This is a genomic window from Hoylesella buccalis ATCC 35310 (genome assembly GCF_000177075.1).
GTDB lineage: Bacteria > Bacteroidota > Bacteroidia > Bacteroidales > Bacteroidaceae > Prevotella > Prevotella buccalis.
The window spans coordinates 1-5,900 of record NZ_ADEG01000025.1; the positions used below are offsets into that span (position 1 = coordinate 1).

The window sequence follows — 5,900 nt, forward strand, 5'->3', positions numbered from 1 at the left end:
AAGTTGTTGCTACCTGGTGATAGTACCCCCAAGGAGCTATATGATGCGCTTCTGTATTATAATAACACCAATGGTACACCTCTTAAACTGGATTTTATGAAACTTCCCCATCATGGAAGTACACGAAACGTCACTAAAAACATCCTTGACGCGGTTACATGTTCAGACTTCATTATTTCAACTAAGAAGAATAAGAAATATCGTTTCCCAAATAAAGAGACCATTGCCAAGCTTCTTCGCTACAGAAAATGTGCAGATAAGGCAATCAACGTCTACTTTAACTATCAAGATTCTCTTGATGTGCTTGGAATAACAGCAGATGAGTTGATGGAAAATAATATTAATCTCAACGTTTGTAATGAATTCGTTTTTTGACATACGCAGTAATTGTGTTAAGATAAAGGCGGACATCAAGAGTAGGGGGCTCCAGTTTCGAGGAAGTGGAGTCCTCTACCCTTTGGATGTGGCTGAAGGGTACGATTATGTCTTTACGGCTCAGCATATTCTTAAATATGATCGGAAAAAGGCGTTAAATGCTGTTCTTGATAAAATAGAAACCATCGAAATAGATGTGTTTGAGGATGGTCATTTTATAACCTATAAGACCATTACAAAAGGCAATATCGCGAATTCTTTACTTCCTATTGGTGAAGATTTTCTTATCATTAGGATTGATAAGAGCGAAAAGCATTTTACTCCTTTCTTCTTGGCAGATGACCTCATTGAAGAAAAATCCATGCAACTCTATGGGGTTTCAGGCGAGGCGCAAGACATAATTACTAGACTGGATTGTATGTGTGTAGATAGCAAAGTAAATCTGGTTAATATCACTTCACATGTAGATAATATGGACAGTCTGCATGGAATGTCAGGTGGTGGCGTTTTTGCCCAGAACCAACCATTAATGTATGGTATGTTATGGAAATATGCTGTGACGAATGGTGAGTTTCACAATGTAAAGATTACACAGGAATTAGAGGAAAAGATTAAATCACAGTTAATTGTACGAAAATGGAAATCGCTTAATTTTATTAATATAACACAGTGTAAACAAGCAATGAGCGTTGTTTACGACAGTGTATTCCGTGATGTCAATGATTCTATACTGGTTAACCATAATAATACGCGGTTCCCTCTTGAGGCAAGATTTATAATGCCTGATTTTATTGATGAAGTACAAAACTTGTATTCTGATGACCAAGGGAAAACAGAGGAGAAACCTATTGAAGTTGATCCTACAAATCTCTATATAAAAAGTAGTGAGATCCAGGAATATAGTGAGCAATATCTGAAAGAGTTTTATAACCAGCAGAATAAAACAAGCAATAGGGAAATTAGAATTCCTGCATCAACTATATTAAATCCCAGCAGTAATATATTACTCATTGTAGGAGGCCCTGGCTCGGGCAAATCTTCTTTGCTAAAGTATCTTACCTTGCAACTGCTAAAAGGAAAAATGAATGCCTATGACGGCTACTTGCCTGTATGGATGCCATTTTCATATATGGCAAGGAATTGCGATAGTGATATAAAGAGTATTGTTCGAGATTGGCTTCAAGAAAACAAGTTATGGGAGAAAAACAGCTATTATCTAGAATATGCATTTGAGCAGCAGAAGATACTGCTAATAGCTGATGGAATAGATGAATGGAGTGAGGCCCCCCTACAAGCAGACAGAATTATCCGAAAAGTAAAGGCAGAGACAGAGGCTGATAATTTACTCGCCATTTTTTCAAGCAGGGAATATGGCATTGCGAATATCAATTCCCCTTTCAGTACAAGCGACACATATACAATCGCACCATTGTCTGCGCTACAGCAGGATGAACTTGTGAAGAAATGCGTAAATCATTATAATGGAGTGATTCGTGAAATAAAGAGCACAGTAGAGTTCCTATCTGCTAAGTTGAGGTCATTACAAGATATTGATCGAATGAAAGAGAACCCCATGCTACTGACCATCCTTATTGGGCAATATCTACAGGGTAACGAACTTCCTCACAACAATATTGCGGCCATGAATTGTATAATGGAACAATTGTTTGTCAAGCATCAACTTTCACGCAAGTATCAGGCTTACGACTATTCTGGGGCATTTGACTACACAAGCAACAAAATGATGCTTGGAATCCTCTCAAAAGAAATGTTTGACTATTACAATGATGGCAGCATGGATAAGACTCAGGCAGAAATACTGCTTAACCAATACCTGAATAGTCAGACATCAGGGCAAGAACTGATTAATGCGCATATTGTTGATGATTTATTCAGGCATAATACACATCAACTTGGTGTTATAGAGGAAAGGATAGGTTCTCGCATTTCCTTCATCAATAGGCAACTACAGGAATTTATGACTGCTAAATACCTTTCGGTAGATATAGAGAGGGCTAAAGTTTTTCTCCGAGATAAAGTTTCGGATGCCGGGCTACACCAGGTTGTTCTCTTCCTTTTCGAAATGATGCCAGCATCAGCTTTTGTAGGTTTGTACAATATCTTAAAACCTATAAAGGCAAACGATTATAGGGATTATTATTTATATAAATTGAAATTAGAGGTTTTGGTAAGATCTACGAAGGCACCCAAACATTTCTTACTAAAAGAAATAGAAGAATACATACAAAGGATTGAGTGGGAATCTGATTATGACATCAAACATGATTTACTGGAAATTCTGCTTGATGGTTTGTATAATACCTCATTACAAGATCGCATTGAAGACTTTATATCCAGATATATTCCTTCAACTTCCGTATATCATGACATCAGGCTATCGGGGTTGGCACAAGTGGCTGATTTGACAGAAGAGGATCGCCAGTTTATTGTTTTGACTGTTATAAATGGTGATGTGAACAACAAAATACTCGCATCTAAGGTAATTAGGGGTCATATCGCTAGCGACGAAAAGTTGCTGGAGATGGTTAATTCATATATAATACCATCAACATTGCCAGAAGTGGTAGCCTTCTTCATCAGAAGTGTTATTGTAGACGGGATAGATATAGATAAGGAAAACGAGCTAGTACGAAAAGTAGTGGCGTGTGACATCTTTACTCACTTTTATCAAATTGAGTTTGCTTTATTTACAGGTAGGCCCGTTTCATCTGATGAAATCCTTGAATTGGTTACAGAACTACCATTTTCAATTCAAGAGGAAGCTAACCGATTATTGCAGCAATATTTTCCACAAGACGATGCAGTCATGCAAAAGGCTCTAAAGTCAGTTAGTGCATTCTACGAAGGACGAGGTAATATTAACAAGGGTATAGCATGGAATTACCTGCTGACATGTTGGATAAATCATCCAAATGTTATCAAGGCCATTAAGGAAGAACTTAATAAGGAATATTCTTTTAATTTTGGAAATAGCTATGAATTGTGGAAAATTATTCAAAGACAAGAACTATCTCCAGATTTGCTTCAAGTGATAACCGAATGGGCTGTCAATAGGGACAAAAAGCATTTTAAATGGGGTATTGAGTCTCTCATTGTAAATACCATTGTTAACGATTCTCGAATCAAGACTAAACTTCTTGAAGCATTAGAGGATATGAAAAGTTATCAGCATATTGTTGTCCATCCTCTCATCAAAAACTGGGGACAAGATGCTGATGTTATAAAAATACTGCAACAATGTCTGGATGAGATGCCGTTAGACCAATCTTCGTGGATAGCAGGATATGCTTATGAAATATACCAAGGCAATGACGAACGGATTATGGCGTATCTAGATAAATGTATCAATGATGTAAATAAGGGTATAATGAAAGACCGTGCAGTGTCTGTGTATATAGGACATTATAAGGAGAAATTTGCAGAAAGATACATACCCCGGATACTCAATGGAGAAATCTCTATGAGTGATCATATTCTCGGCTCAAAATGGGGCATACTGGAAGCCATTATACAGAACTATTCAGAGCGTAAGGATGTCAGAGAGTACCTTCAGAATTATTATTCTGACGACTATAGATTTGCTGGGCAGATTATAGCAAAATATCATGGTTCTGAGTTGGCCTCCAGAATGCTTAAAAAGTGGTATCACATGGATACACGTTTGAGGCTGATGATGATACACAAAATTTCTAACTTGTCGAGTATGGACGAGCGCATAGAAGAAATATTACACTTATTCCAACAGGAGGGTAATGCATATGTCCTATGTGATACAGTTTTGTGCTTAGTAGAACACTTGAAAAGAAAAGGAAGAGACGCTGATGTGTTTAAGATTGCAGAAAAGGTGTTCATCACGTCACAGGTCACGACAGAATATACTTACAAAATGCGATTCTGTATTTACCTGATGTACCATAAACTTGATGAATATGTGCAGATTGATTTACGAACAGGGGGTAAAGAATACGAGTTTGCTCAGTTTCATGCCTTTTACAATGATAGTCCATATGTGGAGAAGACCATTGCAGATGAAGCAGATTATTTGCTTGCAAATGATATGGCCAATCTGAAGAAGATTGTCAGAGATGATAAGGGTATTTATTCGTATATTGTTTTCTTCTCGAAATATGTTAATCCTACCTCGAAGGCAGCAAACATCATTGTAAAATATCTTATAGAGAATAAAGTAAAAATAGATGATGCAAATATTCTGTTGTTCTTAAAAAAAGTCGGGAGACAAAAATCGTTATTGAAAGAATTAGTGATAAGCCATATTGATAATACAAATAATGAAATGTCTGCAACTGTGGCTCAAATCATTGCCGTAGAATTTGATAAAGATGAAGATATTAAGAATCTATTGAAGTTGGATGAATGGAAATGGCGTAATAATTCTTTTAACCGTGTATCGCTCAACTGTTCACTCAACACCAACGTGGAGAAGCTAAAAGATATATTTGACGAATATAAGGAGAACAAATATGATTTGAGCAATGATTATGCTTTTTACAACTTTATATTCTCAATGATAGATAAAAACAAGGTTTTTGAAAATTTAAAATACTACTTAACTGAGCTTCAAGATACATTTGTTTATCGAATGATTATCACTCCTTTGACATTGAGATTGAAACGTGATAAAGCAACAGCAGATGTGCTTTATGAAGAACTTATGCATACCGAGGACTCAAGAATTAAGGTGGCCATCTATTCATTACTTTCGTCTGTTGGGGTGAAAAGTTCGGAATTGAGAGAATGGAGAGAGCAACAGCATGAGTATCTTAATGAATATGGTCATGATATTGTATTGAATAGGGATAGGCAATTGATGGTGATTGTGCAATAACAACGACGTTAGATTCTGATCTAATATATGCCATTATTACGCAAGTTAGGGATAAGAAGGTACTATGACACTTGATACATTACTTGCAATCTCTTATACTATAGGATCTTTAAATCAGTCTATCAGCTAGATTATTAAGTTCGTACGTAGTTTGCAATATGCCAAATGCTTAAAGTCATAATGACAATATCCTAGTCTACTAGTAACAGCTGGTGAATTTTATTGATATCCCTGATACTCAAAAAATACAAGTATAAATTTATAATGAGCGAAATAAGTACATAGGATCTTTATCTGTAAATAGTGGAAGCAGTTGCAAAGGATTTCTGGCGAATAGCAAATGTCATATAAGCCTCCTTTAGAGCATGGCTAAAACAATGAAAAAAGGCAAATGTATTCATAGGTTCTCAAATGCAACAAAGGTAATAAATAAAGGACATCTGGAGTTTTTTCAGCCTACCAAATGTCCATTACGCCTAAAATGTTATGTCTTTGTTGTTTACTATTCAATCAGTTTTTCAAATCTCTGGTAAACTCAATTCAGACTTAAGCACTATTCTTTCCTTTTTATTCAGAGTTAGATTGAGCAGCCCATTGAATGCTATATCAGACTCTTCATATTTCATATTCGGTCTGGCAAAGTAAACTTTAAGTTTAT

At 36.1% G+C, this 5,900-nt stretch carries 1 protein-coding gene and 1 pseudogene; both read left to right on the forward strand.

The genetic code is table 11. The features are described from left to right. Window positions 1–375, forward strand: a pseudogene (locus tag HMPREF0650_RS13225) (ComEC/Rec2 family competence protein); the annotation flags it as partial. An 88-nt stretch (window positions 376–463) separates the two neighbouring features. Continuing rightward, a complete protein-coding gene (locus tag HMPREF0650_RS02015; protein ID WP_245543443.1) occupies window positions 464–5,242 on the forward strand; it encodes an NACHT domain-containing protein in 4,779 nt (1,592 codons plus the stop codon). Window positions 5,243–5,900 lie beyond the last annotated feature (658 nt).